Source organism: Hymenobacter sp. UYCo722, assembly GCF_040547115.1.
Taxonomy (GTDB): Bacteria; Bacteroidota; Bacteroidia; order Cytophagales; family Hymenobacteraceae; genus Hymenobacter.
In genome coordinates this window covers 14409-38200 of the sequence record NZ_JBEPPC010000013.1, presented here as the reverse complement: position 1 = coordinate 38200, position 23792 = coordinate 14409, and the positions used below count along the sequence as shown (strand labels likewise).

The 23792-nt window shown below is 60.3% G+C and carries 24 protein-coding genes; 11 read left to right on the top strand and 13 right to left on the bottom strand.

Annotation, left to right across the window (positions count from 1 at the left end; translation table 11 throughout):
* Window positions 1–14: 14 nt before the first annotated feature.
* From ABIB44_RS20320 to trpS, 7 genes are all read left to right on the top strand, one after another.
* Window positions 15–1853 carry a glycosyltransferase gene (locus tag ABIB44_RS20320; protein WP_354586516.1) on the top strand — a complete coding sequence of 613 codons (1839 nt, stop codon included), beginning with the start codon at window positions 15–17 and terminating at the stop codon, window positions 1851–1853.
* A 36-nt stretch (window positions 1854–1889) separates the two neighbouring features.
* The gene (locus tag ABIB44_RS20315) at window positions 1890–2759 is read left to right on the top strand and encodes a DUF4198 domain-containing protein (protein ID WP_354586515.1); all 870 of its coding nucleotides are present in this window, start codon (window positions 1890–1892) and stop codon (window positions 2757–2759) included.
* A 71-nt stretch (window positions 2760–2830) separates the two neighbouring features.
* A complete protein-coding gene (locus ABIB44_RS20310; RefSeq protein WP_168675310.1) occupies window positions 2831–3205 on the top strand; it encodes an STAS domain-containing protein in 375 nt (124 codons plus the stop codon).
* Window positions 3206–3383: 178 nt separating this feature from the next.
* Entirely contained in the window at window positions 3384–4295 is a 912-nt protein-coding gene (locus ABIB44_RS20305) for a ribonuclease Z (protein ID WP_354586514.1), read from the top strand.
* A gap of 141 nt (window positions 4296–4436) precedes the next feature.
* A complete protein-coding gene (locus ABIB44_RS20300) occupies window positions 4437–5183 on the top strand; it encodes a queuosine precursor transporter (protein ID WP_354586513.1) in 747 nt (248 codons plus the stop codon).
* Window positions 5184–5213: 30 nt separating this feature from the next.
* The gene (locus tag ABIB44_RS20295; protein WP_354586512.1) at window positions 5214–5825 is read left to right on the top strand and encodes a hypothetical protein; all 612 of its coding nucleotides are present in this window, start codon (window positions 5214–5216) and stop codon (window positions 5823–5825) included.
* A gap of 8 nt (window positions 5826–5833) precedes the next feature.
* A complete protein-coding gene (gene trpS, locus ABIB44_RS20290) occupies window positions 5834–6808 on the top strand; it encodes a tryptophan--tRNA ligase (RefSeq protein WP_354586511.1) in 975 nt (324 codons plus the stop codon).
* 63 nt (window positions 6809–6871) lie between these two features.
* Here trpS and ABIB44_RS20285 read toward each other — a convergent pair whose 3' ends face one another.
* The 5 genes from ABIB44_RS20285 to ABIB44_RS20265 form a co-directional block, all read right to left on the bottom strand.
* A complete protein-coding gene (locus tag ABIB44_RS20285) occupies window positions 6872–7816 on the bottom strand; it encodes a hypothetical protein (protein WP_354586510.1) in 945 nt (314 codons plus the stop codon).
* A gap of 114 nt (window positions 7817–7930) precedes the next feature.
* Window positions 7931–9148: a CaiB/BaiF CoA transferase family protein gene (locus tag ABIB44_RS20280; RefSeq protein ID WP_354586509.1), complete on the bottom strand. Its 1218-nt coding sequence runs from the start codon at window positions 9146–9148 to the stop codon at window positions 7931–7933.
* 47 nt (window positions 9149–9195) lie between these two features.
* On the bottom strand, window positions 9196–9885 hold the full coding sequence (locus tag ABIB44_RS20275; protein WP_354586508.1) for an ATP-binding cassette domain-containing protein: 690 nt from the start codon (window positions 9883–9885) through the stop codon (window positions 9196–9198).
* Complete coding sequence (locus ABIB44_RS20270; RefSeq protein WP_354586507.1) at window positions 9882–10214, bottom strand: hypothetical protein; 333 nt, start codon at window positions 10212–10214, stop codon at window positions 9882–9884. The genes ABIB44_RS20275 and ABIB44_RS20270 overlap by 4 nt, the downstream gene beginning before the upstream one ends.
* A 46-nt stretch (window positions 10215–10260) precedes the next feature.
* Window positions 10261–11007, bottom strand: a complete 747-nt coding sequence (locus tag ABIB44_RS20265; RefSeq protein ID WP_354586506.1) for a class I SAM-dependent methyltransferase — start codon at window positions 11005–11007, stop codon at window positions 10261–10263.
* A gap of 325 nt (window positions 11008–11332) precedes the next feature.
* Here ABIB44_RS20265 and ABIB44_RS20260 point away from each other — a divergent pair, with 325 nt between their 5' ends.
* Window positions 11333–13072 (top strand): DEAD/DEAH box helicase, encoded by a 1740-nt coding sequence (locus ABIB44_RS20260; RefSeq protein ID WP_502916507.1) that lies wholly within the window; start codon window positions 11333–11335, stop codon window positions 13070–13072.
* Between the two features lie 79 nt (window positions 13073–13151).
* Here ABIB44_RS20260 and ABIB44_RS20255 read toward each other — a convergent pair whose 3' ends face one another.
* The 5 genes from ABIB44_RS20255 to argS form a co-directional block, all read right to left on the bottom strand.
* On the bottom strand, window positions 13152–13970 hold the full coding sequence (locus tag ABIB44_RS20255; protein WP_354586504.1) for an SDR family oxidoreductase: 819 nt from the start codon (window positions 13968–13970) through the stop codon (window positions 13152–13154).
* A 110-nt stretch (window positions 13971–14080) separates the two neighbouring features.
* Entirely contained in the window at window positions 14081–14977 is an 897-nt protein-coding gene (locus tag ABIB44_RS20250; protein ID WP_354586503.1) for a 1,4-dihydroxy-2-naphthoate polyprenyltransferase, read from the bottom strand.
* 152 nt (window positions 14978–15129) lie between these two features.
* Window positions 15130–15723, bottom strand: coding sequence for a glutathione peroxidase (locus ABIB44_RS20245; protein ID WP_354586502.1), 594 nt, complete (start codon window positions 15721–15723; stop codon window positions 15130–15132).
* Window positions 15724–15831: 108 nt separating this feature from the next.
* Window positions 15832–16413 carry an LOG family protein gene (locus ABIB44_RS20240; protein WP_354586501.1) on the bottom strand — a complete coding sequence of 194 codons (582 nt, stop codon included), beginning with the start codon at window positions 16411–16413 and terminating at the stop codon, window positions 15832–15834.
* A gap of 165 nt (window positions 16414–16578) precedes the next feature.
* Window positions 16579–18372 (bottom strand): arginine--tRNA ligase, encoded by a 1794-nt coding sequence (argS, locus tag ABIB44_RS20235; RefSeq protein ID WP_354586500.1) that lies wholly within the window; start codon window positions 18370–18372, stop codon window positions 16579–16581.
* 326 nt (window positions 18373–18698) lie between these two features.
* On the opposite strand from argS, the gene ABIB44_RS20230 reads away from it, so the two are divergent.
* Window positions 18699–19631 (top strand): DNA adenine methylase, encoded by a 933-nt coding sequence (locus tag ABIB44_RS20230; protein WP_354586499.1) that lies wholly within the window; start codon window positions 18699–18701, stop codon window positions 19629–19631.
* An 8-nt stretch (window positions 19632–19639) separates the two neighbouring features.
* Here ABIB44_RS20230 and ABIB44_RS20225 read toward each other — a convergent pair whose 3' ends face one another.
* The 3 genes from ABIB44_RS20225 to ABIB44_RS20215 all read right to left on the bottom strand — a co-directional run bounded on the left by ABIB44_RS20225 (window position 19640) and on the right by ABIB44_RS20215 (window position 21652).
* Complete coding sequence (locus ABIB44_RS20225) at window positions 19640–20143, bottom strand: hypothetical protein (RefSeq protein ID WP_354586498.1); 504 nt, start codon at window positions 20141–20143, stop codon at window positions 19640–19642.
* Between the two features lie 4 nt (window positions 20144–20147).
* Complete coding sequence (locus ABIB44_RS20220; protein WP_354586497.1) at window positions 20148–20387, bottom strand: helix-turn-helix domain-containing protein; 240 nt, start codon at window positions 20385–20387, stop codon at window positions 20148–20150.
* 290 nt (window positions 20388–20677) lie between these two features.
* Window positions 20678–21652 (bottom strand): arginase, encoded by a 975-nt coding sequence (locus ABIB44_RS20215; protein WP_354586496.1) that lies wholly within the window; start codon window positions 21650–21652, stop codon window positions 20678–20680.
* A 313-nt stretch (window positions 21653–21965) separates the two neighbouring features.
* Between ABIB44_RS20215 and ABIB44_RS20210 the strand changes: the two genes are divergently transcribed.
* Window positions 21966–23363, top strand: coding sequence for a type III PLP-dependent enzyme domain-containing protein (locus ABIB44_RS20210; protein ID WP_354586495.1), 1398 nt, complete (start codon window positions 21966–21968; stop codon window positions 23361–23363).
* A 96-nt stretch (window positions 23364–23459) separates the two neighbouring features.
* The gene (locus ABIB44_RS20205; RefSeq protein WP_354586494.1) at window positions 23460–23615 is read left to right on the top strand and encodes a hypothetical protein; all 156 of its coding nucleotides are present in this window, start codon (window positions 23460–23462) and stop codon (window positions 23613–23615) included.
* Window positions 23616–23792 lie beyond the last annotated feature (177 nt).

The following is a 23792-nucleotide window of genomic DNA, read 5'->3' as shown; positions in this document are numbered from 1 at the left end:
CTTCCGCTATCCCTATGCAGCCGACGCCCCACGCCCCCGATACTTTGTTTCCCGATTCGTTACTGGTTGAAGTGGCCTGGGAGGTGTGCAACCAAGTGGGTGGTATCTACACCGTTATCCGCAGCAAGGTACCAGCTACCATGCCCGCCTGGGGCGACCGGTATTGCCTGCTGGGTCCCTACTTCCCGCACATGGCCCAGGGCGAGTTTGAAAGCTTCGACGACCTGACGGTACACACTGCTTCCGACCCGTTTGGGGCCGCCGTGCGCACCATGCGCGCCCAGGGCTACGACGTGTGCTACGGCACCTGGCTCGTGACGGGCCGGCCCCGCGTGGTGCTCATCAACCCGTTTCAGACCTACGACCAGCTGGGCCAGCTCAAAACCGACCTGTGGGCCCGCCACGGCATTCCGGCCCCCGACCACGACGATTTGCTGCACCAGGTCATCGCCTTCGGCCACCTCACCACCATTTTTTTCCAGCACCTGGCCGTTCAGCTCCAGGCGGAGCAGCGCCTGCTGGGCCATTTCCACGAGTGGATGACCGGCGTGGCCATTCCCGAGCTGCGCCGCCTGCAGGTGCCGGTGCACCTGCTCTTCACTACCCACGCCACGCTGCTGGGCCGCTACCTGGCCATGAACGACGCGGCTTTCTACGACCACCTGATGTGGGTGAGCTGGGAAGCCGAAGCCAAAAAATTCAACATCGAGCCCGCCGTGCGCATGGAGCGCGCCGCCGCCCACGGCAGCCACGTGTTCACCACCGTGAGCGAGCTAACGGTGCGCGAATGCATCTACCTGCTCGACCGGATTCCGGACGCGGTGCTGCCCAACGGCCTCAACATCGAGCGGTTCGTGGCCCTGCACGAATTCCAGAACCTGCACCAGCAGTACAAGGCCAAAATTCACGAATTTGTCATGGCCCACTTCTTCCAGTCGTACGCCTTCGACCTGGATAAGACGCTGTATTTCTTTACCTCGGGCCGCTATGAGTACCACAACAAGGGTTTCGACCTCACCCTCGAAGCCCTGGCCCGCCTCAACTACCGCCTCCAGCAAAGCGGCATTGAAACCCAGGTGGTGATGTTTTTCATCACCAAGCGGCCCTTCACCAGCATCAACCCGCAGGTGCTCGAGCGCCGCGCCATGCTGAACGAGGTGCAGGAAACCTGCCGTGCCATCGAGCGCCAGGTGGGCGAGCGCCTGTTCTACGCCGCCGCCGCCAGCCAGGACCACAAGTTGCCCGAGCTCAGCACGATGGTGGACGACTACTGGCGCCTGCGCTACCGCCGCCAGCTGCAAAGCTGGAAAACCAACGCCCTGCCCCCAGTCATCACCCACAACCTGGTGAACGACGCCGACGACGACATTCTGAACTACCTGCGCCGCTCCGAGCTGCTCAACCACCAGCACGACCGGGTAAAAATGGTGTACCACCCCGATTTCGTGTCGCCCGCCTCGCCCCTGCTGGGCATGGAGTACGGCCAGTTCGTGCGCGGCTGCCACATGGGCATCTTCCCGAGCTACTACGAGCCCTGGGGCTACACCCCGCTCGAATGCGTGGCCCGCGGCGTGCCCGCCATCACCTCCGACCTCTCCGGCTTCGGCGACTACGCCCTGCAAAACGTGCCCGACCCCGAAAGCAAAGGCATTTTCGTGGTGCACCGCCAGGAAAAATCCTTCGACGAATCGGCCGAGGAGCTCTGCGACATGCTCTGGCAGTTCGTGCAGCTCAGCCGCAAGGAGCGCATCACGCAGCGCAACGCCGTGGAAAGCTCGGCCGAGATTTTCGACTGGAAAAACCTGCGCGTGTACTACGACCGGGCCTACGCCTTGGCGCTGGAGCGTAAATAAGCTACTACGCCTGCTGCTTAACCTTCGACATTCCAAATGAGCCGCAGATTACTGATTAGTGCTTTACTGGCCTGTGCCGCCAGCGCCGCCCTCGCCCACGAGGTCTGGCTCGAAGCCCCGCGCTTCCGCCTGCAACCCGGCGACACGGTGCACGTGCGCGCCTTCGTCGGGGCCAATTTCGTCGGCGACCGGTGGTCAAACAAAGCCGCCAAGGTTTACCGCCTCATCCGCTTCGGCCCCGCCCCGGCCGACACCGCCAACCTCACGCCCAAAAATTTCACCGAAACCGATACCTTCCGCACCGCCTTCACCTTCGCGCAGCCCGGCACCCACCTGGTGCTGCTGCAAAGCACCAGCTCCTTCATCGAATTGCCCGCGGATAAATTCACCGCCTACCTGCGCGAAGAAGGCCTCGACTACGCCCTGAAGCTGCGCCAGGAAAACGAAGAAACCGCCAAGCCCGGCCGCGAAACCTACAGCCGCTGCGTCAAAACCCTTCTCCAGGTGGGCGACCCGGCCCTGGTGCCGCTGGCCGCCGACAGCGCCTGCCGCCACGCCTACGGCCTGCCCCTGGAACTGGTGCCCGAGCAAAACCCCTACCGCCTGGCCGCCGACAAGGCCCTGACGGTGCGCGTGCTGCGCGGTGGCCGGCCCGCGTTTGGCGCGGCGGTGCAGGTGTGGCAGCGCCAGCCCGGCGGCCTGCCCACCACGCATTTCATCGCTCGCGCCAACCAAAATGGCCGCATTTTGTTACGCTTGTCCGGGCCCGGGCCCTACCTGCTGGCAACGGTAGATATGCGTCCGGTCCCGCCCCGCCTGCGCGCGCGCGCCGACTGGCAATCCGTCTGGGCCTCGCTCACGTTTGCGGGTCCGCCGGCCGCAATCCGGCCAGCTACAAAACATTAGCCAGCTTCACCAAAAATTTTGGTTTTTCTCTTTACCTTCGTCGTTCTCTTACCCCTCTTGCCCTACGCTGTATGAAGTACACGATTGATAAAAAAGATAGCTACACCATCATTACGATTGAGGAGAAGAAGCTCGACACCACCGTTGCGCCAGACCTTAAGTCGGAGTTCGTGAAGCTGAACGCCGAAGGCATTAACAACCTGATTCTCGACCTCACCAACGTGAAGTACACCGATTCGTCGGGCCTCAGCTCTATTCTTATTGCCAACCGCCTGTGCAACTCCACCGGCGGCCTGCTGGTGCTCACCGGCCTGCAAGACCACGTGCTGAAGCTCATCACTATCAGCAAGCTTGAGTCGGTACTGCACATTCTGCCCACCGTGGAGGAAGGCATTGACCGCGTGTTTCTGCACGCCATTGAGCGCGACCTAACGGATAAGGAGTAGCTTTTTTTGAGCTATTAGCAGCTTCCTTGATGCGAAACTTGGCTGTTAGCTGTTAGCCTTCTTCTCAGGAGTGCTACAGCTGGCAGCCAATTTTATTTTGCCGCTTTGCCGTGTTCAACCTTTCCATTTTTCACCATAAAAAGCTAACAGCCAGCAGCTAATAGCTAACAGCCAACCATTGACTTTTGAGCTGAAGATTCTTGGGTCGGCCTCGGCTACGCCCACCGTGGGGCGCCACCCCACCGCGCAGGTACTCACGGTGGGTACCCAGCACTACCTGATTGACTGCGGCGAGGGCACCCAGTGGCAGATGCTGGAGTATCGGGTGCGTCCGCATCACCTGCGGGCCATTTTTATTTCGCACCTGCACGGCGACCATTACTTCGGGCTGTTTGGCCTGCTGGGCACCATGCACCTGCAGGGCCGCACCCAGCCGCTGGCCATCGTGGGCCCGCCCGGCCTCGATGAGGTGCTCGTGACGCAAAGCCGCGTATCGGGGGTGCAGCTGGGCTTCCAGATTACGTTTACGGTGGTTGATACCGAGGCCCACGCCCTGGTGTATGAAGATGCCGGCCTGCGCGTGCATTCGCTGCCCATGCGCCACCGCGTGCCCTGCGCCGGCTACCTGTTCGAAGAGCAGCCCCGCCGTCCCAACCTACTGAAAGACAAGCTACCCACCGGCCTCACGCCCGTTCAGCTGGCCCGCCTGGCCCAGGGCGACGACCTGCCGCCCGACGAGTACCAACCCGGCCTGCGCCATGCCGACGTGGCCGGCCCCGCCCCCACCCCACGCCGCTACGCCTTTTTCTCCGACACGCTCTACACGCCGGCCCTAGCCCCGCTCATCGCCGGGGCCGACCTACTCTACCACGAGGCCACCTTCCTGGACGAGCTGCGCGAGCGCGCCGCCCAAACCCACCACAGCACCGCCCGCCAGGCCGCCCTGCTGGCCCAGGCCGCCGGCGTAAAACAGCTGCTGCTGGGCCACTTCTCCAGCCGCTACAAGGCCCTGGAGCCGCTGCTCTACGAGGCGCGGCCCGTGTTCCCGCGCACCGAACTGGCCACCGAGGGCCTGGTAGTGAGGCTGTAGCCCGCGGTAGTCACCCAGGGTAGAAATGGCCTACTTGCGCCTGGTTATGGAACGTCACGGGCCTAATCCTATCTACTGGTAGACGCAAATAGGCGTCTCCACATCGTTCTATTTGCACAGGCTCCGGCACCGTTACCACACATGAATACCTACACCCACAAAAAGCAGCAGCTGTACCTCGTACTCAGCGGGATTTTCCTGGTGAATGCCCTGCTGGCCGAAATCATCGGTGTCAAGATTTTCTCGGCTGATAAGCTGATGGGGCTGCCCGGCAACCTCACGGCGGGCGTACTCATCTGGCCGGTGGTGTTCGTGACGACGGACATCATCAACGAGTATTTCGGCAAGGCCGGCGTACTGCGCATCAGCTACCTCACGGTGGCGCTCATCCTGTTTGCGTTTGGCGTCATCTACCTCACCACCAAGCTTCCCCCGGCCGATTTCTGGCTCGATGTGAATAAAACCGATAACGCGGGCCGACCTTTCAACATTGACTTCGCTTACCAAAGCATTTTCCGGCAGGGCCTGGGCATCATCACCGGCTCGATTGTGGCGTTTGGGGTGGGACAGGTACTCGATGCGACCATTTTCGAGGCCATTCGCCGGGCCACGGGCGGGCGCTACATCTGGCTGCGCGCCACGGGCTCAACGCTGATTTCGCAGCTGGTCGATTCGTTCGTAGTGCTCTACGTGGCCTTTTACGTGTTCGGCAATTGGAGTATGGACCAGGTCCTGAGCGTGGCCAACACCAACTACTGGTACAAGTTCGCGGCGGCTATTCTGCTCACGCCGGTGCTCTATCTGGCGCATTTTCTGATTGACCGCTATCTGGGACCAGCAGAGACCGCCGAGCTGCAAGTTGAAGCGGCCGAAAATGTGAGCGTGTAACTTTTTTTCGCCCGCTACCCTTTCTCCGCCATGCGACTATTCAATTTGGTATTGGCGGCCGGCGCGTTGCTGCTACCGGCCGTGGCCCACGCGCAGTTCAGCTTCGCCCCCGGCACCTACCAGCTCGCCAACGGCTCGCAGGGCAATGCTTCACTGAAGCTGGCCCTGGCCGAAAACGGCAACCCAACCATGATGGTAGGCGTGAAAAACGGCAAAGAGCGGCGGTTTCGCGCCGCCGAGGTAACCGCCTTCACCGTCGAAAACCACCGGTTTGTGCGGGCGAATGACTTCCGCTTTCGCATCGGCACCGATGCTGATTTCAAGGAGCCCGCGCTGCTGGAAGTCACGGAATCCGGGCCCGTGGAGCTGTTTTACTACCACTACCAAGTCGAAATGAGGCCGGGTTTAATGGGCCATGTGAAGCTGCCGGTGCTGCGCAAAGCCGGCACGAGTACGTTCTTTGCGTACAGTCCCGGCCGTTCGCCGGGGTTCGACCAGAAATTGGCTCCCGGCCCCTTCGTGGCGGCGCTGTTTCCGGCCGACCCCGTGCTACAGCGGCAGTTTGCCATCAATGCCGTCAGCCGGGCTCAGCTCGCTGCCGTCGTGCACGCCTACAACCAGGGCGTGCGCTTAACTCCTTAATATTCCGCATGTCCCGCATTCTTACCGGCATCCAGAGCACCGGCCGGCCGCACCTCGGCAACTTGCTCGGGGCCATCCTGCCCGCCATTGCGCTGTCGAAAAACCCGGCCAACGACTCGCTGTATTTCATTGCCGACCTGCACTCGCTCACCACCGTGCGCGACCCCGAAGTGCTACGCGCCAACACCTACGCCGTGGCCGCCGCCTGGCTGGCCTGCGGTTTCGATACCGAGAAAAACCTGTTTTACCGGCAGTCCGACGTGCCGCAGGTAACCGAGTTGACCTGGTACCTGAGCTGCTTCACGCCCTACCCGATGCTGGCCAACGCGCACAGCTTCAAGGATAAGAGCGACAAGCTGTCGGACGTGAACGCCGGCCTCTTCACCTACCCGGTGCTGATGGCGGCCGACATCCTGCTCTACGATGCCGAAATCGTGCCCGTGGGCAAGGACCAGATTCAGCACCTCGAAATTGCCCGCGACATTGCCAAAGCCTTCAATAGTCGCTACGGCGAAACGCTGGTGGAGCCCCAGGCCCGCGTCGACGAGCAGCTGATGACTATTCCGGGCACCGACGGCGCGAAGATGAGCAAGAGCTACGGCAACATCATCGACATTTTCGCGCCGGAAAAAGAGCTGCTGAAAGCCATTAAAACCATTATTTCGGATAGCACCCCGCTCGAAGAACCCAAGAATCCGGACACCGACGTTACCTTCAAGCTCTACTCGCTGCTGGCCACGCCGGCCGAGCGGGAAACGATGCGCGCCAACTACCTGGCTGGCGGCTATGGCTACGGCCACGCCAAAAAAGAGCTGTACGAGGTGATTCTGCGTCGCTTCGCCGTAGAGCGCGAGCGGTTCGATTTTTACATGAACAACCTGCCCGAGCTGGACGCCGCGCTGGCCATCGGGGCCAGCCGAGCGCAGGAATACGGCGCGGGCGTGCTGGCCAAAGTGCGGCAGAAAGTGGGCTACGGGAAGTAATGAATAATGGTTAGTGGCTAATGATGGGGTTTCCTTAATCATTGACCACTAACCATTAATCATTTAAAACATCTGCTGCGCCGAAAAGCTGAAGCCGACTTTGCTGCCCCGGCTCACCTGCTGGTTTTCCAGCTTCTGCTTCACGCTGATTTTCTGAATTTCGGGTAAGGGCGGCGCAATGAGGTCGTTGTTGACAGCGGCAATCATGGCGCTTTCCACGAACAGCTTCATCATTTCGGGGGTGATGGCGTTGTCACTCATGTCGTTGTCGGGCAACTCCAACTGCTGCACGCCTTCGAGGAAATAGTGGTTATTGATGTTGATGAGCAGACGGCCGACGAGGTAGCCAGGGTCGTTCAGACGCTGGTACTTGATGCTGTCGGCCATGAAGTTGTAGGCCATGATGTGGCCGAAGAAGCGACGGCGAAAGTCGGCTTCGACGTACTTGCTGGGCATGGGGCCGTAGTCGTCGGGAAAGGTAACGATGTTGGAATGCAGTACAAAGACCAGCAAATCGCCCGAAAACCGAATGTGAAATTCCATTTCATTGATGGAGCGGTACTCGATGACGACGCTTGAATCGAGGGGCGTGAGCTTGCGGCTGAGCTCCACCACCAGTTCCTGCGATACCAGCCGCAAGCAGTCGAACGCGGCCAGCGTGTTGCGGTAAATGGCCTGCTTGGCGGTAGATTTCTGTTTGAGCCCCTCAAAAATCTGGTTGAGGCGGTCGGCCGGGGCCTCGGTGGGCGAGCCGGCCTCGGCGGTAGGACGGTTGTTGGTGGCAGTAGCACCCGAATGGGCCAGCGAATCGGCCAGGGAATTGGCTTTGGCAGCTTTGGCCGGGCCCGCTTTGCGGGACTGGGCGGCCTTGGTTCGCGACGGCTGCCCGGGGCGGGCTGGGCGCTTGCGCGGCGGCACGGACGGCGGCAGCTCGGTGGGCACCGGTGGCACGTTGACGGGGCTGAACAACTCGGGGTCGACGGATTTTTTGGTGGTTTTCTTGGCCATGTGAGAAGGGATTTGCGCGCCCATTGCGGGGGCGGAACCTAAGTATGGGCAGCCCCGCAAGCAAAGCGTACTGCCCGGCTGCTGCCGAATTGGGCCGGCAGCGGCCCCGCGCCCTTAACCGGGCACCAAGGTAGGTACGTCGGCCACCCCACCCGCAGTTTCAGCCGGACCCGCCAACACTGCCCCGAAACCGGTGGCCGCCGCTGTGCCCAAAGCCGGCGGCGCGCTCAAGTCAGCCACCACCGGCCATTGCGAACTGCGGAAAGCTACCGTGCGCAGTCCGGCTGGCCCCGCCCCAACTGCCGGCAGCAGCATCGCAGTCGCCGAAGGCTGCCGCAGGGCCTCACCTACCGAGCGCACGGCTCCGGCGGGCACGGCGCGGCGCTCCAGGTCGGCCAGCAGCGCGTCGCCATCCAGGGCGGCAATGGTTTCGGTGAGCATACTATCCAACTCCGCACGACGGGTTACGCGGGCGGTATTGGTAGCAAAACGGGCATCGGTAGCCCAATCAGGCCGGGCCAGCGCGGCGCACAGCTGCCGGAACTGGCCATCGGAGCCCACGGCGAGCACCAGCTGGCGGCCGTCGAGGGCGCGGTACACGGTGCCGTAGGGTACGATGCTGGGGTGGCCCGAGCCCAGCGGCTGCGGGTCGTGGCCGGTTACCAGATACGTGGCGGCTTGGTTGGCCAAAGCAGAAAGCGCACTATCGAGCAAGCTGACTTCCACCAGCGCCCCGCGCCCACTGTGCTCACGCTGAAAAAGTGCGGTGAGCAGTCCTTCTTTCAACTGGTGCGCGGCTAGCAAATCGACCATGGCCACGGGCATTTTCTGGGGCGGCTGGCCGGGGCCGGCGGCGTTGAGATACATGAAACCAGCTTCGGCCTGCAGCACGGCATCGTAGCCGGCGCGGGCATTTTCGGGGCCGTAGCCGGTGAGGTGCCCGTAAACAAGTCGTGGGTTTTCGGCAGCCAGGGTGATGTAGTCGGCGCGGAGCTTTTCGGCATCGCCGGGCTTGTAGCTGGTGAGAACGATGTCGGCCGAGGCCGCCAGATGGTGCAGCTCGGTTTGGCCGTCGGCGGTGGTGAGGTCGAGCACCAGCGACTTTTTGCCCCAGTTGGAAGCCGAGAAATAGGCGGAAACCGAAGCGTCGGCAGCCTCGGGAGCCACCGTTTCGGCGCTGGTTTTCCAGGTGCGGGTGACGTCGCCGGCGGGGCTTTCTACTTTGAGGACTTCGGCCCCCAGTTCGGCAAAAAACTGCCCTACCTGCGGGCCGGCCAGCACCGAAGCCAGCTCGAGCACGCGGAGGTGAGCGAAGGGAAGTTGCAACGACATAGCAAATTGGCTGGAAAGCCGGCAAGCTACACGCTCCGCCTACAATCTCAACTCGCCAGATACCCATAATCCCGCAGCTGCTCGCGCACGTCGCCCGTCAATTCCAGCAAGCGGCCCTGGTGCAGCAGATACACCACGTCGCAGATGGGCAGCACCTCGGCGTAGCGGTGGTCGGTGATGAGCAGGCCTTTGCGCTGTTTCGTTAGCTGCATTTCCTCGGCCAGGGTTTCGACGTGCACTGGCATCACACCCGAAAACGGCTCATCGAACAGCGAAAAAGCGGTGTCGGCGTGCAGCAGCAACAGCGCCTGCACCAGCCGCGCCGACCCGCCCGACAATTCCCCCAGCCGCCGGCCAAACTGCGCGCGCAGCTCCGGAAACCGGGCCGTGGCCAGCTCGATATCCACGCCCAGCAGCCGGGCCGCCCGGGCCAGCGACAACAAGGGCGGCAACAGCGGCTCCTGCGGCAAATAATTCAGCAGGCCGGGCTGGCGGAAGGCGGGCACCACCCGCCGGCCGTTCACGCGCACCGAGGCGTCGGCCACGGCGCGGGCCCCGAAAATGGTTTGCAGTAGCACCGACTTTCCGCTGCCGTTACGGCCCAGCAGGCCCACAATTTGGCCGGTTTGCACCCGCAGGTAGATGTTGCCAAGGACCTGCCGCCCGTTGAACTCGATGCGAATGCCATCAGCCTCCAGCACCTGCGAGCCGACGGCATTACGAGATACTGAACTCACGACAGGACGGCCCGCACGAGCAAAGCGCTTCCCAGAAACAGCCCGGCGTCCAACGCCACCACGCCGGTCCAGAGCTGGCGGCGCGAGATGTTCAGGTTAAAATAAAGCCAGTACTGGCCCGGTCGCAGCTGTTCGGCCAAGTACCACACCACCGGCGCGGTAGCCAGCTTGGCCAGCAACAGCCGGAAAATCAGGTCGTGGGTAAAGCCTTCGAGCAGCGCGGGCACCAGCACCGCCAGGAGCAACAGGCCCGAAATACCCGCCATAAAGGGCGCGACGCTACGGTAGAACAGCAGCGTGGCCCGGAGTCGCGTCAGCAGCAAAGTCATAGCAGAAAACAAGGAGGAATATCCGGTCAACGCTGGGCGTTGCTGTTTATTCTACCCGCCCGGCCCGGGCAAATATGGGAAAAGTGGCGGGGCGCGCCTGCGGCCCCCATAGCCGCGTCAGCTCGTCGGCCACCAGGGCCACCAAGTCGGCTCCAGCGTGCTGCCGGGCGTAGTTGGCCGTGGCCGACCAGGTGCGCAGGTAATTCAGCATGTCCGAGGCAGTCCACTGCTTTTCCACGGTGAAGCGCGCCCGCCGCACGTCGGCAAACGGAAAGGGCAGGTCGGCGTACTCGGTTTCGATGTGGCGGCGGTTAGCGTCCCAGTACGGGGCCGACGTTACGTCGTGAAAATCATCGAGCACCTGGTTCAGCTCGGGCGTTTCGAGGCGGCACAGCTGGTAGCCCCACTCGGCCAGCACCGCCCCGGGCCGGGCCACGCGGCGCACCTCCCGGTGGTAGGCTTCGTTATCGAACCAATGCACGGCCTGCGCCACCGTGATAAGGTCGAAGCGCTGATTGGGGAAGGGGGTGTGCTCGGCGGTGGCCCGCTGGTAGTGGATGTTGGGGCGCGGCGGGGCCTGCGCTAACTGGTTTTCGCTGAGGTCGGTGGCATCGACCCGGATGAAGGATTCGGCCAGCACTGCCGCCACCTGGCCGTTGCCGGTGGCGCAGTCCCAGGCGCGCTCGCGGCTTTCTACCTGGGGCAATAGCCAGTCGTAGAGCTCGTCGGGATAGGCGATGCGGTAGCGGGCATAATCGGCAGCTTGGGCAGAGAAACGGTCGAGGACAGGCATGGTTTGAGTGGGCTTTAGGAGATGCAACAGTCAAAGGACGTCATGCCGAGCGCAGCCGAGGCATCTCGGTCGGGGGAGCAATCATAATCGGTAAACGATTGAGTCATCACTGCCCGCGAGCTGCCTAGGCTGCGTTCGGTATGAAGTTCTTTTATCACCCCTAATGCCCATTTCCACCTCCCCGCCGCCTGCCGTATCTTTACCTCAAATCAAGCGGTTTGCTGGCCAAAGCATCAAGGTCAGCCTTTTACCATTCTCAATAAGCTGAACCTTGACGTTTCACGAATTCAACCTCCACGACGACCTGCTCGCTGGCATCGATGCCATGAACTACCAGCAGGCCACCCCCATTCAGGAGCAGGCCATTCCTAAAATCATCGATGGTAAAGACCTGATTGCCTGCGCCCAAACCGGCACCGGCAAAACGGCCGCCTACCTCCTGCCGCTGCTCGACAAGATTTCGCACGCCAAGCACGGCCACACCACCACCCTCATTCTGGTGCCCACCCGCGAGTTGGCTACTCAGATTGACGAGCAGGTGATGGGCTTCGGCTACTACGTGGAGGCCAGCAGCATCGCCATCTACGGCGGCGGCAAATCCGAAAACTGGGAACAGCAGAAGCGCGCCCTCACCTCGGGGGCCGATATCATTATCGCCACGCCTGGCCGCCTTATTGCCCACCTCCAAATGGGCTACGTGAAGTTCGACCAGATTAAGTATTTGGTGCTGGATGAAGCCGATAAGATGATGGACATGGGCTTCAGCGATGACATCTTCAACATCGTGCGCCAGCTGCCCAAGGAGCGCCAGACGCTGCTGTTCTCGGCCACCATGCCCAGCAAAATCCGCGACTTCTCGCAGCAGATTCTCAACAACCCTGAGGAAATTCGCCTGGCCGTTTCGAAGCCCGCCGCCGGCATCGACCAGCAGCTGTACATGGCCTTCGACCGCCAGAAAATCTACGTCCTCGAGCACATCATCAAAACGCAGGAGGTGCAGAGCATGGTGCTCTTCACCAGCCAGAAAGCGGCCGTGGCCGGCATCGTGAAGGCCGTAAACAAGCTCGGCATCGAGGCCCGCGGCATCAGCTCCGACCGCACCCAGGAAGAGCGCGAGGAAATCATGCGCGCCTTCAAAAACAAGCAGTTCCCCATCCTCGTCGCCACCGACGTGCTCAGCCGCGGCATCGACATCGACTCGCTGAGCCATGTCGTGAACTACGACATCCCCCGCGCCGCCGAGGACTACGTGCACCGCATTGGCCGCACGGCCCGCGCCGCCACCAAAGGCACTGCCATCACCTTCATCTCGGACCAGGACCAGGACCGGGTGCTGAAAATCGAAAAGCTCATCGAGCGCGAACTCGAAAAGCGGAACATTACCGAGGAATTGGGCTTAGGCCCGGCCCCGGAATTCGACCCCAAGCGCTTCGCCGGTCTGGGTGGCAAAATCGGCGGCCGCCCGGTGCGTGGTGGCCACAGCGGCGGTAGCGGTGGCGGCAGCCGCGACCGTGGCCCCCGCCCCGAAGGCGACCGGGGCCCGCGCCGCGAAGGCGGTGCCGGCGGCCGCGACGGTGGCCGCGATGGCGGCAAGCCCCGCCGCGACACCCCCGACCCCAAAGACCCCAAGCACCTGGAGCGCCTCGCCAACGCTAAAAACGCCCTCGCCGCCCTCGATGCCGGCATTGCGCCCGCCGTGCCCTACCAGCGCCCGCCCCGCCCCGAAGGCGAGGAGCGCCGCGACCGTGGCCCCCGTCCCGAGCGCACCCCACGCCCCGAGGGTGAAGCCCGCCCACCCCGCGAGCCCCGGCCGGAAGGCGAACCGAAGGACGGCGTTAGCCAAGCCCGCCCCCCGCGTGAACCGCGGGCCGAAGGCGAAAGCCGCCCGCCCCGCGAACCCCGGCCCGAAGGCGAAACCCGAGAAATCCGCGAACCACGCGCCGATGGCGAGCGTCGCAGCCGCGGTGGCCGCAACCGTAATCGTGGCCCCAAGCCCGAGGGCGGTGCGGCGCAGGCTCCCGGCGAATCGCCCGCAACACCGGCAGCCCCAGCCGTTGCTGAGTAAGTCCAACTATAAATCCATAAAAAAAGCGACCCTTGAGGTCGCTTTTTTTATGGGCCATCCGGTTGAAAATCCAAGGCAGCTACACGCCGAAATTCTGCTGAATCATAGCCGCGAAATCGGCCTCACTCATCTGGGCTTTCGCGCCGAGAATGCGCTGGGCATCCTCGCCGGCGATATAGCGGAGCTGCGACGTGCCATCGGTAGCGGCGGTGTAGATAACCTCGGCAATCTGCTCGGGAGTGGAAGCCGCGCCGCCGCGCTCGCCGAAGGCAGCCAATACACTGCGCACCTGTGGCGCGTAAGGGTCGGCGTCGTTGGCCGGGTCGATGGTCATTTTGAGGGAGCGGGTGGCAAAGTCGGTCGCCACGCCGCCGGGGGCCACCACTTTCACCTGGATACCGAACGGAGCCAGCTCGTACCACAACGACTCGGAGAAGCCGTCGAGACCAAACTTGGTGGCGTGGTAAAGCGAATTCATCGGAAAGGCCGTACGCCCGCCCACCGAGGTGATGTTGATGATAACGCCGGACTTCTGTTCGCGGAAAATTGGCAGCGCTGCCCGCGTCACGGCAAATACGCCGAACACATTAGTGGAAAATTGTTGCTGAATCTGCTCGTCAGTGGCCATTTCGAAGGGGCCTACGAGGCCGTAGCCGGCATTATTGATGAGCACGTCGAGGCCGCCAAAATCGGCGTGGGCCTGCTCGATGGCGCGCGGCGCGGCATCGGCATCGGTCACGTCGAGGGCGTAGACGCGCACGTTGGGCAGGTCGTCGAATTTAGCATCGGCGGGGTTGCGCATGGTGGCGGCTACCTGCCAGCCGTGCTGGGCAAAGAGGCGCACAGTAGCGGCCCCGATACCGGTGGAAGTGCCGGTGATGAAAACAGTTTTGGGCATGGAAAAAGTATTTATGCAGTTAAAACGCCAAAACCATGAACGTATCAATCCCGCAAATACTTTAGCTCGACTACTATTTGCGATATTCGTCGGCTACGACTGCAAGCTTGTCAGCCCACTACCTGTCCTACCCCGAATAGCACCGTGAACACCAACGTGCTCAGCGCCATCTGCTTCAACAGCGGGTCTATCTGCATCGATTCCTGCCGCTGCCATATCTGAGCGGCGTTGAAGGCGAACAGTGGCGCGGCCAGCGCAAACAGCCACTGCCACGGCGAATGGTAGGTAAGGGCCACAAACACCGTGGCGCAGCCCAGCCCCAGTACCAGCAGCAGCCAGTGGTAGCGCCGCGCATAAATAGGCCCCAAGCGCACCGGGATGGTAATTTTTCCGGCCAGCACATCGGAATTGATATCGCGAATGTTGTTCACGTTCAGCACCGCCGTAGCGAAGCAGCCGAGGGCGGCGGCAGGCAGCAGTACTGACAGCGGCAGCGTGCGGGATTGCAGGAAATAGGTGCCGCAAACGCCCACAATGCCGAAAAACAGGAACACCGAAATATCGCCCAGGCCCGCGTAGCCGTAGGGATTTTTACCCGCCGTGTAGTTCACCGCCGCCCAAATGGCGGCCAGCCCCAGCGCCACAAATGCCAGGAACAGCCCCAGCCCGGCCGCGCCCAGCGCCACCCACAGCAGCGTGAGGCCGCTGCCCAGCGCCAACAGGCCACAAATCCACATGCCGCGCTTCATCTGGGCCGGGGTGATGGCCCCGCTCTGCACGGCGCGTTGCGGGCCCTGGCGGTGCACGCTGTCGGCGCCGTTCTGGGAGTCGCCGTAGTCGTTGGCCAGGTTGCTGAGGACTTGGAGCAGGATGGTGGTGAGGGCCGCCAGCGCCACTATCGGGCCATTAAAATTGCCGGCCGCCTTGGCCAGGAAGCCGCCGGTAAGGATGCTGGCCAGGGCCAAAGGCAGCGTGCGCGGACGGAAAGCAGAAATCCAGGGAGACATGGGCAAAGGAGAAATCAAACAGCAAAAAGAACGTCATGCTGAGCTTGTCGAAGCATCTCTACCACTTCGTTGCAACCACTAAATTAGTTGCGCGGGAGAGATGCTTCGACAAGCTCAGCATGACGTTCTGAATAGTCAGGGACGGCAAGTAATTACTTCATGATATCGGCCAGTAGCTCAGGGCTCAGGGGCGTCACTTTCGAGGGATAGAACTTCAGTACGTGGCCTTTTTCATCGACCAGGTATTTGCAGAAGTTCCAAGTGGGCACGTCGCTCACGGCCCCGTTCTTGGTTTTATCAGCCAGGAATTTGAACAGCGGCGCCGTATCGATTCCTTTCACCGACACCTTGCTGAAGAGCGGGAATGTCACGCCGTAGTTCTTCTCGCAGAAGGTGGCAATCTGGGCTTCGGTGCCGGGCTCCTGGCCGCCGAAGTTATTGGCCGGGAAGCCGAGCACGGTCACTTTGTCGCCGTGCTGCTTGTAAAGCGCCTCCAGCTCTTTGTACTGAGGGGTGTAGCCGCACTCCGAAGCGGTGTTCACAATCAGCAGCTTCTTGCCCTTGTACTGGCTCAGCTTCACGTCTTTACCATCGATGGATTTCACGGTGAAATCGTAGACGGAGGCGGGAGCGGCGGTGGTTGCAGTGGTTTCTTCAGTCATGGTGGTGAGAGTGGCTGGTTTGGCGGCGATGAAAACCACGGCCGTAGCGGCAGTGGCCAGCGTGAGGAGAAGTGACTTGTTCATGAGTTGGAGGTAGGGATTTGCGCGGATGCGTGCGTAACCGTACGAAGGCCAGCAGGGTTTTGGACGTAGCGCGGGCGTACCCGGCAGGCACTTTTAGTCCGCGCTACATCAGGTCGTCTTCGACGTTAGCCACTTCTCCAGCTGCACTGGCTGGTACGCCGCCATCTGCGCCAGCAGCTCTTCCGGACTAGACGATTGCAGGAGTTGGGCGCGGTTTTCGGCGCGCAGCAGCTCATCGTCGCGCATGCGGTCGAGGGATTGCAGGAGCAGGTCGTAGTAGCCGTCCACGTTCAGCAGGGCCACGGGCTTCTGGTGCAGGCCAAGCTGGCCCCAGGTCAGGACTTCGAACAGCTCTTCGAGGGTGCCGTAGCCGCCGGGCATGGCGATGAAGCCATCGGCACGGTCGGCCATCATCAGCTTGCGCTCGTGCATCGATTTCACGACGTGCAATTCGGTGCAGCCTTTGTGGGCCAACTCTTTGGCATCCAGAAAATCGGGAATCACGCCGATAACCTGACCGCCGAGGGCCAGCACGGCATCGGCGATGGTGCCCATGAGGCCCACGCGGCCGCCGCCGTACACCAGCGTAAGGTTTTGGGCCACCATGGCGGCGGCAAGGGCCTGGGCCTGGGTGATGTAGTTCGGGTTGGTTCCGGCGCTGGAACCGCAGTAAACGGCAATGCTTTTCATAGTTTGTTGGTCGTCGACAGAGAAAAATGCCCGTCATGTCGAACGCAGCCGAGACATCTCGCGTGTGGCAGTAACATAACCGTGCGAACGGATTTGAATTCCTTCAGCACGCGAGATGTCTCGGCTGCGCTCGAAATGACATTTTGGGTAGCGTTAATCCACTTATTACATGCGCTCGGGCACCTGGATGCCCAGCAGGCCAAAAGCCACTTTCAGCTGCTCGCCGGTGCGGGCCGAAAGGGCCAGGCGCAGGTTGCGCTTGGCCAGGTCGGTTTCAGCGAAGATGGGCACTTTGGCGTAGAAGCGGTTGTAGTTGCGGGCCAGGTCGTAGGCGTATTGGGCCACCACGGCAGGCGACAGGTTCTTGGCCGCCTCCGCTACCACGGCCGAGTAGCGCGCCAGCTCCTGAATCAGCTCGCTGTCGGCAGAGTGCAGCTCGGTTACGCTGGCCCAATCGGCGGTTTCATCAACCCCAAGCTCCACTGCCTTGCGCCGAACGGCGGCCGTGCGCGAGTGCGAATACTGAATAAACGGCCCCGTGTCGCCCTCCAGGTTCACCGACTCTTCGGGATTAAAAAGCATACGTTTTTTAGGGTCCACTTTCAGCAGGTAGTATTTCAGCGCGCCGAGGCCCAGCATGTGGTAGAGCTCCTCCAATTCGGCATCGCTTAGGCCTTCGGTTTTGCCCTTTTCGAGGGTGGCGGCTTTGGCGGCGGCCACAACGTCGCGCACCAGCTCGTCGGCATCGACTACGGTGCCTTCGCGGGTTTTCATCTTGCCGGTGGGTAGGTCCACCATGCCGTAGCTGAGGTGGTTGATGGAATCGGCGTAGGGCTTGCCCAGCTTTTTGAGCGTGGCCTGCAGCACCTGCATGTGGTAGTTCTGCTCGTCGGCGATGACGTAGATGCTGCTGTCGTAGCCAAAATCCTGGTACTTCAGCTCGGCTGTGCCCAGGTCCTGGGTGATGTAGACGCTGGTGCCGTCGCCGCGCAGCAGCAGCTTTTCATCAAGGCCTTCAGCCTGCAAATCAACCCACACCGAGCCATTCTCCTTGTTAAAGAATACCCCCTTGGTCATGCCTTCCTCTACCCGCTCCTTGCCCAGCAGGTAGGTCCCCGACTCGTAGTAGAACTTGTCGAAATCGACCCCGATGGCCGCATAGGTCGCGTTGTGGCCCCCGTACACCCAGCCGTTCATCTGCCGCCACAGGGCCACCACTTCCGCGTCGCCGGCCTCCCACTGCTGAAGCATCTGCTGGGCATCCAGCATGAGGGGGGCTTTGCGCTTGGCTATATCGGGGGCTACGCCTTCGGCTTCGAGCTGGCGCACTTCCTCGCGGTAGTGCTTTTCGAACAGCACGTAGTATTTACCCACAAGGTGGTCGCCTTTAATATCAGCACTCTGGGGCGTTTCGGCGTGGCCGAAACGCTGGTAGCCCAGCATCGACTTGCAGATATGGATGCCCCGGTCGTTCACCAGGTTCACCTTGGACACCGTGGCGCCGGTGGCTTTCAGAATCTCGGCCACCGAGTAGCCCAGGAAGTTGTTGCGTAGGTGGCCCAGGTGCAGGGGCTTGTTGGTGTTAGGCGAGGAGTACTCCACCACCACGTTCTGCGGGCCGTCGGTGGCCACGGGCGTGGTGGCGGGCTGGGCGCGCAGCTGCTCAAACACAGCCAGCCATTCGGCATCGGCAATTTCGAGGTTCAGGAAGCCTTTTACGACGTTGAAGCCGCTCACGCGGGGCTCGTAGGCTTTGAGCCACTCGCCCAGGGCCTGGCCAATTTGCTCGGGGCCTTTACCCAACGCTTTGGTGAGCGCAAACGTGACGAGGGTGAAGCTGCCGGCAAACTCCTTGCGCGTAGGCTGGAGCGTGAGGCTGGCGGCGGGGATTTCGACGCCGAAAACAGCCTGAGCGGCGGTTTGCAGGGCGGTTTTGAGGGAGTTTTCTAACTGTTGCACGGGGCAAAGGTACGGGCGGGGGTTAACCCTCACATCAGAACGTCACGCTGAGCGCAGTCGAAGCATCTCTACCGCTTCGCCCTCACGTCAAACCTCACCCCCTACCCCTCTCTCGCATAGATGGGAGCCAGGCGAAGCATTAGAACTGCTTCGGCAAGCGGACGCCAGATAAGCATGACCGTCAAACGAATTTCCCTAAACGCTCATTAGCCTCCCCCCTCCCAAAACTTGCAGCAACAAAGTGCCTCAGTAGTGGCTGACGGGGCACTTTGCTTTAATTATGCTACTTATTGTATGTAAAGCGTCCCGTTGCGTACCTTCGAGGTATGGATTTATTTGGTGAAGGAAATGGCGCAAAGCCGTTCTTGAAATGGGCTGGTGGCAAGCGCCAGTTAATTCCCACTATTCAGGCGACACTACCGGCTACACTCGCTCAAGAAACCGACCTCACTTATGTTGAACCATTCATTGGAGGCGGGGCTGTACTTTTTTGGATGTTGCAACGGTATTCCAACATTCGAAACGCCATTATTAATGATATTAATCCAGACCTGACCACAGCTTATCAAGTGGTCCAACAGTATCCGGAAGAACTCATCAAGGCGCTGAATACAGTTCAGGAATTCTACGATAAGCTGGGTACGGAAGAAGCCCGTCGCTCTTATTTTGATGAGATGCGGGCCGAGTTCAACCAACGGCCGCTAGCACCACTACGGAATACGGTGGTACTTATTTTTCTGAATCGCACCTGTTTCAATGGCTTGTACCGGGTTAATAGCAAGGGTGGCTTTAACGTCCCTTTTGGCCGGTACGACCGTCCCAGCATCTGCAATCCGGCTACCATTCGTGCAGATAGTGCCTTGTTGGCCCGCGTGACTATTCTCAACGGCGACTTTGCCGAAGTCCTCCCCCATATTCCCTCCAACGGCTTTTTCTATTTTGACCCCCCGTACAAGCCCCTGAGCAAAACCGCTTTGTTCAATGCTTACGCGACGGAGACGTTTGACGATGATTCTCAGTCCCGGTTAGCTGCCTTTTGTCGCACCCTGGATGCCCAAGGGCACCGATGGCTACTCAGTAATTCAGACATGCAGAACACCGACTCCGCAGATGCTTACTTCGACGATTTATATACCGGCTTTGCATTGCAACGAATTCAAGCCAAGCGCACTATTAACTCCAAAGCCGGGGGCCGAGGCCATATCAGCGAATTGCTCATCAACAATTATGCGCTGGCCGATATGCCACAGTTAGCCTAATACAGCGCCTACAAGCCCAACTTGTCGAGCGGAATTTCGAGAAAGAAATAGTCGCACCCTACTTCCTCAATATATTGGAGCACATCCCGATAAGAAGCGGCTTTGAACCAGTCGCTGAGCAAGTAGTGAAATTCCACCCGGATGCCTAACGGTGCCAGCAGTTTTGTGTACTGCCGCAATTTAAAATGGCAGGTCTGCAGCTTTTCATCCACGGAGCCAGCTCCGGCCTGGTATTTCTTTTCAATGATGTGTAGAATTCCTCCTACCAATAAGGCATCATCGGGCAGTAGCTTCTTGCTCAGGAGTTGCTTATAGTCGACACCCTGTGCTTCCAACAGGTTTTTGTAAAGCTTATTCTTTTCGAACAACGTCCCTACTTTCTGGTCAGTAGCTCGGTCAATCACATTATCGCCATGCAATTTGTAACGGGGATGGTCGATGAAAGCATCGCGCAGGTCGGCCCCACGCTCGAAAGCTAAACCATTGCGGGTAGTATTGGCTCCGCCACCCACGGTATTAGGCGAACGTCCCAAGTGCTGCTTCGTAACGGATGAAAAATTCTGGTAGCGACACACCCAGATGGCGACACAGCGTCAGCACATTAATTAACGAAGGGTTACGCTCACCCCGCTCTATCTGGCCTATGTAGGTGCGGTGAAATCCGCACTGGTCAGCTAGCACTTCTTGAGAAAGGCGACGCTCAGCACGCCAATGGCGCACCTCTTGGCCGAAAGCTTTCAGTGTCGGTTCTCTCATCCACAAAAATCGCTACTTGTTGTCTGCACAACAACCGACAATAAGTATCATCGCAGTAAGCAAAAAGCCTCGCCAGCTACTGGCGGGGCACTTTGCTTACTATTGCGAGTTGGGCGGTGAAATTGAGGCCGCGTCACCTTTAGGGTCGCTCTTAACGAGGCCATAACCGACCATAATGCTGAGGCTCGCAGCATCCTGTCACGCTGCTGCGATTCGTTTAGCGGCGAGTCGATGCCGCGTACCTCAGCATAAAAGATGGCAGGCAAGACTCAATTAATGCAATTCATAACCTACCGGCTCACCACCTCCTCCAACTTCAGCCGCCGCTCAATCGCATCCGTCGCCTTTTCCAGAATATTAAAGGCATTCTTTGCCATCGTATTCCCGTTGTCCAGCGTGGGGTTGATTTCGACCATCTCAAAGCACACCACCCGCTCGTTTTCCAGTAGGTCCTGGCAGAGGTTTTCGGCTTCGGAGAGGTAGAGGCCGTCCTCCACGGGCGTGCCCGTGCCGATGCTAAAGCTCGAATCGAGGCTGTCGACATCGAAGGAAATGTACACCATGTCGCAGAAGCGCAGGTGCTGGTAAATCTCGCGGGTGAGCTGGCGCGAGCCCTTGGCCTTAATTTCGGGCAGCTTTATCCACTTGATGCCCAACTCGGCAATCAGGGCGTCTTCCTGTTCCTCGGTGTCGCGCACCACCACGTACACCAGGTGCTCGGGCAGCAGCTTGGGGCCGGGTTCGCCCAGGTTCTGCAGCCGCCGCCAGAAGAATTCGGTTTCCGCGTCGGGCACGTTACGCTGCTGCTTCAGGTTGTCCACACCCAGGGCGGCGGCCAGGGGCATGCCGTGCACGTTGCCGCTGGGCGTGGTGTAGGGCGAGTGCAGGTCGGCGTGGGCATCAATCCAGATGACGCCCAGCGTTTTGGCCGGGTACGCGGCCTTGATGCCGGCAATGGTGGCATTGGCGCTGCTGTGGTCGCCGGCCAGCACCAGCGGAAACTCGCCGAAGCGCAGCGTCTGCTCCACGGCCGCCGCAATGCCCTTTTGCACGGTATAAATCGCGTCGATGTGCTTGGCAAACGGGAACGGCGTTTTCTCGAACAGCACGTGGTTCAAATCGGGCACCACCACGGCGTTGAACCGCCGGAAATAGTCGGAACCCTTGTTGAGGCAGGCCACGCGCAGGGCGTCAATGCCCATGCCGGCCCCGCGGGTACCCGCCCCCAGCTCGGAGCGGACTTCCAGTAATTTGATGCGTTTCATCGGAAAGTGGGAATTTAGGATAAGCAGGATGGCGGCACCGTTCCAAATCAGTTATCAGTGAGCAGTTAGCCGTTATCAGTGGACGTTTGATTGCTCACTGATAATTGATAACTGCTCACTGATAACTGACTTCGAGCGCTGCCTTGCGGCCGAAGAATCTGCCGTAGCCAAGTCGCTTACTATTCCATCGTCACGATGCAGGGCGGAATAACGTGAGAACAACAAGCGGTTCCCGGCCGTTATCCTGACCCCGGCGGTACTTTTGTACGGCCCGCCGCAAAGGTCGGGCTTTTTTGCCGTTTTCAAAACCCGAATGGATACGTACCACGACCTCATTTCCCAAACCTTCGATTTTCCCACGGCCGACTTCACCGTTCAGGACCACGAGCTGCGCTTCCACGACATCGACCTGATGGCTCTCGTGGAAAAATACGGCACCCCGATGCGCCTCACCTACCTGCCCAAAATCAGCTCCCAGATTCAGCGGGCCAAGAAATGGTTTGCCGATGGCATCGCCGAAACCGGCTACACCGGCACCTATTCCTACGCCTACTGCACCAAGTCGTCGCACTTCCGCTTCGTGCTGGAGGAGGCCCTGAAAAACGACGTCGACCTCGAAACCTCGTCGTGGTTCGACATCAGCATCATCCGCAACCTGCACGCCCAGGGCAAGGTCGACAAGCAGAAGCACATTATCTGCAACGGCTTCAAGCCCGAAGCTTACAAAAAGGAAATCGCCGACCTCATCAACGACGGGTTCGTGAACTGCATGCCCATCATCGATTCGCCCAACGAAATCGAATACTACCACGACCACGTGCGCGAAAACGTGAATATGGGCATGCGCCTGGCTTCGGATGAGGAGCCGCGCTTCCAGTTTTACACCTCGCGCCTGGGCGTGCGCTACGCCGACGCCATCCCCATCTACGAGCAGCGCATCAAGGACGACCCGCGCTTCACGCTCACCATGCTGCACTACTTCATCAGCACGGGCATCAAGGACACGTCCTATTACTGGTCCGAGCTGAGCCGCTTCGTGCACAAGTACTGCGAGCTGCGCAAGGTGTGCCCCACGCTCAATTCCATCGACATCGGCGGCGGCCTGCCCATCCAAACCAGCATCCAGCCCGAGTACGACTACCCCTACATGGTGGCCGAAATCCTGCGCACCATCCAGCGCATCTGCGCCGAGGAAGGCGTGCCCGAGCCGAATATTTTCACTGAGTTCGGCATCTTCACAGTGGGCGAAAGCGGGGCCACCATCTACAGCATTCTCGACGAAAAGCTGCAGAACGACAAGGAGCTCTGGTACATGATTGACGGCTCGTTCATCACCAACCTGCCCGACACCTGGGCCCTAAACCAGCGCTTCATCATGCTGGCCCTCAACGGCTGGCAGAAATCGTACAAGAAAATTCAGCTCGGCGGCCTCACCTGCGACTCGCAGGACTACTACAACTCCGAGAAACACATCTACCAGACCTTCCTGCCCGAGCGCAAGCCCGCCGATGCGCAGCCGCTCTACGTCGGCTTCTTCCACACCGGTGCCTACCAGGAGAGCCTGAGCGGCTACGGCGGCATCAAGCACTGCCTCATCCCCGCCCCCCAGCACATCATCCTCGACCGCGCCGAAGATGGCACGCTCATTGATTCGGTGTTTGCGCCCCAGCAGGAAGCCGCCAGCATGATGCGCATCCTCGGATACGAATAATTCAATTTCGACGTTATAATTTTTAGCAGAATATAGGGCTGACTGCTTATCTTTGAAGCCCAGCCAGTCATCCCTCAACCCGTTTTAATATAAATTATGAAAAAGTTCGTATTGCTCGCCGCCGCCGGTGCCGCCCTGACCCTCGGTGCCTGCAACCGCCAGAAGTGCCCCGCCTACAGCAGCACCAAGGAGGCCAACCGCATTTCCTCGCCCATCACGGCCAGTGCGGCTACCCCGGCTGCGCGTCAGTAGTGCTTTCGGATTCGAAGTAAAAAGGCCGGCTTCCCGCGTGGGAGGCCGGCCTTTTTTTATGGCCGTTGCTTAGCAAGGATGGCTTTTTTGTCGCTTGTCATCCTGAGCTTGCGAAGGACCTTATTAAATTCGCATCGTCTGGATTACCAGCAAAACGTTCTGTTGTAATAAGGTCCT

Coding starts and splice junctions, on each gene's coding strand:
- ABIB44_RS20295 (WP_354586512.1), top strand. CDS start 5,214: ATGCGACTATTCAATTTGGTATTGGCGGCCGGCGCGTTGCTGCTACCG.
- ABIB44_RS20260 (WP_502916507.1), top strand. CDS start 11,333: ATGAACTACCAGCAGGCCACCCCCATTCAGGAGCAGGCCATTCCTAAA.
- ABIB44_RS20220 (WP_354586497.1), bottom strand. CDS start 20,387: ATGAGAGAACCGACACTGAAAGCTTTCGGCCAAGAGGTGCGCCATTGG.
- ABIB44_RS20250 (WP_354586503.1), bottom strand. CDS start 14,977: ATGTCTCCCTGGATTTCTGCTTTCCGTCCGCGCACGCTGCCTTTGGCC.
- ABIB44_RS20300 (WP_354586513.1), top strand. CDS start 4,437: ATGAATACCTACACCCACAAAAAGCAGCAGCTGTACCTCGTACTCAGC.
- ABIB44_RS20315 (WP_354586515.1), top strand. CDS start 1,890: ATGAGCCGCAGATTACTGATTAGTGCTTTACTGGCCTGTGCCGCCAGC.
- trpS (WP_354586511.1), top strand. CDS start 5,834: ATGTCCCGCATTCTTACCGGCATCCAGAGCACCGGCCGGCCGCACCTC.
- ABIB44_RS20265 (WP_354586506.1), bottom strand. CDS start 11,007: ATGCCTGTCCTCGACCGTTTCTCTGCCCAAGCTGCCGATTATGCCCGC.
- ABIB44_RS20310 (WP_168675310.1), top strand. CDS start 2,831: ATGAAGTACACGATTGATAAAAAAGATAGCTACACCATCATTACGATT.
- ABIB44_RS20245 (WP_354586502.1), bottom strand. CDS start 15,723: ATGAACAAGTCACTTCTCCTCACGCTGGCCACTGCCGCTACGGCCGTG.
- ABIB44_RS20205 (WP_354586494.1), top strand. CDS start 23,460: ATGAAAAAGTTCGTATTGCTCGCCGCCGCCGGTGCCGCCCTGACCCTC.
- ABIB44_RS20215 (WP_354586496.1), bottom strand. CDS start 21,652: ATGAAACGCATCAAATTACTGGAAGTCCGCTCCGAGCTGGGGGCGGGT.
- ABIB44_RS20230 (WP_354586499.1), top strand. CDS start 18,699: ATGGATTTATTTGGTGAAGGAAATGGCGCAAAGCCGTTCTTGAAATGG.
- ABIB44_RS20240 (WP_354586501.1), bottom strand. CDS start 16,413: ATGAAAAGCATTGCCGTTTACTGCGGTTCCAGCGCCGGAACCAACCCG.
- ABIB44_RS20255 (WP_354586504.1), bottom strand. CDS start 13,970: ATGCCCAAAACTGTTTTCATCACCGGCACTTCCACCGGTATCGGGGCC.
- ABIB44_RS20280 (WP_354586509.1), bottom strand. CDS start 9,148: ATGTCGTTGCAACTTCCCTTCGCTCACCTCCGCGTGCTCGAGCTGGCT.
- ABIB44_RS20285 (WP_354586510.1), bottom strand. CDS start 7,816: ATGGCCAAGAAAACCACCAAAAAATCCGTCGACCCCGAGTTGTTCAGC.
- ABIB44_RS20210 (WP_354586495.1), top strand. CDS start 21,966: ATGGATACGTACCACGACCTCATTTCCCAAACCTTCGATTTTCCCACG.
- ABIB44_RS20320 (WP_354586516.1), top strand. CDS start 15: ATGCAGCCGACGCCCCACGCCCCCGATACTTTGTTTCCCGATTCGTTA.
- ABIB44_RS20270 (WP_354586507.1), bottom strand. CDS start 10,214: ATGACTTTGCTGCTGACGCGACTCCGGGCCACGCTGCTGTTCTACCGT.